The sequence below is a fragment of the Streptomyces wedmorensis genome (assembly GCF_000716445.1).
Lineage (GTDB): Bacteria > Actinomycetota > Actinomycetes > Streptomycetales > Streptomycetaceae > Streptomyces > Streptomyces wedmorensis.
Genome location: NZ_JNWK01000124.1, coordinates 1 through 2,500, shown reverse-complemented (window position 1 = coordinate 2,500; position 2,500 = coordinate 1). Strand labels below are relative to the sequence as shown.

Here is a 2,500-nt window from a genome sequence, read left to right as displayed (position 1 = left end):
TGCGTGCCTTTTGAAGAATGAGCCTGCGAGTTTGCGGTGTGTTGCGAGGTTAACCCGTGTGGGGAAGCCGTAGCGAAAGCGAGTCCGAACAGGGCGCTTCAGTAGCACGCTCAAGACCCGAAGCGGAGTGATCTAGCCATGGGCAGGTTGAAGCGGAGGTAAGACTTCGTGGAGGACCGAACCCACCAGGGTTGAAAACCTGGGGGATGACCTGTGGTTAGGGGTGAAAGGCCAATCAAACTCCGTGATAGCTGGTTCTCCCCGAAATGCATTTAGGTGCAGCGTCGTGTGTTTCTTGCCGGAGGTAGAGCACTGGATAGGCGATGGGCCCTACCGGGTTACTGACCTTAGCCAAACTCCGAATGCCGGTAAGTGAGAGCACGGCAGTGAGACTGTGGGGGATAAGCTCCATGGTCGAGAGGGAAACAGCCCAGAGCATCGACTAAGGCCCCTAAGCGTACGCTAAGTGGGAAAGGATGTGGAGTCGCAGAGACAACCAGGAGGTTGGCTTAGAAGCAGCCACCCTTGAAAGAGTGCGTAATAGCTCACTGGTCAAGTGATTCCGCGCCGACAATGTAGCGGGGCTCAAGCGTACCGCCGAAGTCGTGTCATTGCAGCGTATAGCCCCAACGGGTGCTGTGATGGGTAGGGGAGCGTCGTGTGCCGGGTGAAGCAGCCGCGGAAGCGAGTTGTGGACGGTTCACGAGTGAGAATGCAGGCATGAGTAGCGATACACACGTGAGAAACGTGTGCGCCGATTGACTAAGGGTTCCTGGGTCAAGCTGATCTGCCCAGGGTAAGTCGGGACCTAAGGCGAGGCCGACAGGCGTAGTCGATGGACAACCGGTTGATATTCCGGTACCCGCTTTGAAACGCCCAATATCGAGCCCATTAATGCTAAGGCCGTGAAGCCGTTCCGGACCCTTCGGGGAAAGGAAAGTGGTGGAGCCGTCGACCCAAGGTGGTAGTAGGTAAGCGATGGGGTGACGCAGGAAGGTAGTCCAGCCCGGGCGGTGGTAGTCCCGGGGTAAGGGTGTAGGGCGTGTGATAGGCAAATCCGTCACACATGGAGCCTGAGACCTGATGCCGAGCCGATTGTGGTGAAGTGGATGATCCTATGCTGTCGAGAAAAGCCTCTAGCGAGTTTCATGGCGGCCCGTACCCTAAACCGACTCAGGTGGTCAGGTAGAGAATACCGAGGCGTTCGGGTGAACTATGGTTAAGGAACTCGGCAAAATGCCCCCGTAACTTCGGGAGAAGGGGGGCCACGCCTGGTGAGGGAGTTTTCCTCCTGAGCTGGGGGTGGCCGCAGAGACCAGCGAGAAGCGACTGTTTACTAAAAACACAGGTCCGTGCGAAGCCGTAAGGCGATGTATACGGACTGACGCCTGCCCGGTGCTGGAACGTTAAGGGGACCGGTTAGTCAGGATTCGTCCTGGCGAAGCTGAGAACTTAAGCGCCAGTAAACGGCGGTGGTAACTATAACCATCCTAAGGTAGCGAAATTCCTTGTCGGGTAAGTTCCGACCTGCACGAATGGCGTAACGACTTCTCGACTGTCTCAACCATAGGCCCGGTGAAATTGCACTACGAGTAAAGATGCTCGTTTCGCGCAGCAGGACGGAAAGACCCCGGGACCTTTACTACAGTTTGATATTGGTGTTCGGTTCGGCTTGTGTAGGATAGGTGGGAGACCGTGAAGCCGTGACGCCAGTCATGGTGGAGTCGCCGTTGAAATACCACTCTGGTCGTGCTGGATGTCTAACCTCGGTCCGTGATCCGGATCAGGGACAGTGTCTGATGGGTAGTTTAACTGGGGCGGTTGCCTCCCAAAGGGTAACGGAGGCGCCCAAAGGTTCCCTCAGCCTGGTTGGCAATCAGGTGTTGAGTGTAAGTGCACAAGGGAGCTTGACTGTGAGACCGACGGGTCGAGCAGGGACGAAAGTCGGGACTAGTGATCCGGCGGTGGCTTGTGGAAGCGCCGTCGCTCAACGGATAAAAGGTACCCCGGGGATAACAGGCTGATCTTCCCCAAGAGTCCATATCGACGGGATGGTTTGGCACCTCGATGTCGGCTCGTCGCATCCTGGGGCTGGAGTCGGTCCCAAGGGTTGGGCTGTTCGCCCATTAAAGCGGTACGCGAGCTGGGTTTAGAACGTCGTGAGACAGTTCGGTCCCTATCCGCTGTGCGCGTAGGAATATTGAGAAGGGCTGTCCCTAGTACGAGAGGACCGGGACGGACGAACCTCTGGTGTGCCAGTTGTCCTGCCAAGGGCATGGCTGGTTGGCTACGTTCGGGAGGGATAACCGCTGAAAGCATCTAAGCGGGAAGCCTGCTTCGAGATGAGTATTCCCACCTCCTTGAGAGGGTAAGGCTCCCAGTAGACGACTGGGTTGATAGGCCGGATGTGGAAGCCCAGTAATGGGTGGAGCTGACCGGTACTAATAGGCCGAGGGCTTGTCCTCAGTTGCTCGCGTCCACTGTGTTAGTTCTGAAGCAA

The 2,500-nt window shown here is 56.8% G+C and carries 1 rRNA gene (cut by a window edge); it reads left to right on the top strand.

Annotation, left to right across the window (positions count from 1 at the left end):
- Positions 1-2,465 (top strand): 23S ribosomal RNA (locus tag OO54_RS40560); it begins 655 nt to the left of the window's first position.
- Positions 2,466-2,500: the final 35 nt, after the last annotated feature.